This is a genomic window from Parafrankia sp. Ea1.12 (assembly GCF_900465275.1).
Classification (GTDB): domain Bacteria; phylum Actinomycetota; class Actinomycetes; order Frankiales; family Frankiaceae; genus Parafrankia; species Parafrankia soli.
The window spans coordinates 1-1,341 of record NZ_UBIZ01000685.1 but is presented as its reverse complement, the minus strand read 5'-3'; the positions used below and the strand labels follow the sequence as shown (position 1 = coordinate 1,341).

Sequence of the window (1,341 nt, the reverse complement as noted above, 5' to 3'; positions counted from 1 at the left end):
CGGCGGGCGGGGAAGTCACCGGCCTTCTTGGTTCTGCGCGGGCTGGCGCGGTCGGGGCGGTCGCGAACGAACGTCGCGGGTCGCAGGATCTTGAGGAGGAAGGTGGCCAGCGCCAGGTCAAGCTGGTGAGGGGGGAAAACCGGCCGTGACGGTGTCGGTCGCGGCGGCCAGGGCGTGCGGGAAGCTGATCCTGCCTGGTGGGATGCCGGTGGCGTCCACGGCGGCGCCGACGAGGGTGTGGATCGCCTGGTAGACGGCGAACAGCGCCCACATCTCCTGGGCGACGCCTTCGGGGTCCTTGCTGCGCAGGACGGGCTGGCCTTCGCCCATGTCGGTCTTGTGGTGACCGATCACGGTCTCGCAGCCCCACCGGTCCGGGTAGGCGCAGGCCAGGTCCAACGCTGGGTACTCCTCGACGTCGAGGAGGTCTGTGACCAGGCAGAACAGCTCCGAACAGGATTCGACGCCGCCGGTGGTGGTGGTGTGCACGGTGTATTCGACTACCCGAACCGTGACCGCCGCGCCGTCGGCCCCGCGGGCGGGGTTCAACCGGGCCAGGTAGGTGCCATCAGCCAGCACCTTTGTCGGGGTGAGGGCAAACGACGCCGAGGCCCGCCACAGGATGTGCGCGCCGGTCGCCAGCACGTCGCGGGCCAGCCGGTGAGACAGGAAGTTACGGTCGGCCAGCACCAGCATCCCCGGACCGAACGCGCCCAGCAGGTCCGCGGCCAGCCTCTGCTCCCCGACCGTGTACGGGCCGAACGTGGCGCCGACCAGGGCGCCGGTCCCGGACTCGGCCGCCACCAGCCACCGGACCTGCGGGAACGCCCCCGCCCGGCCGGCGTTGGACGGCCGGGCGAACACCGCCTCGTTGGCTGGCGTGTCAGGCAGGTCGGTGGTGGTCCCGTCCATCGAGACGACCCGCAGCCCGCAGAGGAACACCCCGGCGGCACCCTCGGTGCCGACCGGGCCGGCGACCTCGTCGAACAGCATGTGCAACGGGTCCGCTCCGACCCGGGCGCGCGCCCGGACCAGCGAGGAGACGTTCGGTGGCCTCCACGTACGGCCGGAGCCGGCGTCCACCGTACCGGCCGGGTCCAACGGCAGCCCCGCCAGCAGGTCAGCGGCGCGGCGACGGTGGTAAAAGGCATCCACCAGCTTGGAGACCACCTGCCCGTAACCGCAGTTACGGCCCCGGAACAACCACAGCGCCAACACGAAATACACCACCAGCCGGGACGGCAGCAGCCGGCGGCGCACCTCCACCGTGTCCGTCGCCTCGAGGACCCGGTCCACCAGATCCGGCGGGAACGCCTTCGTCAACGCCCCCACCGACACCCG

Annotated in this window: 1 protein-coding gene; it reads right to left on the bottom strand. The window is 71.7% G+C overall.

From position 1 onward, the window contains the following. Positions 1–117: 117 nt before the first annotated feature. The coding region (locus FMEAI12_RS35510; protein ID WP_200835522.1) for an IS4 family transposase at positions 118–1,341 on the bottom strand (1,224 nt) is incomplete at its 5' end.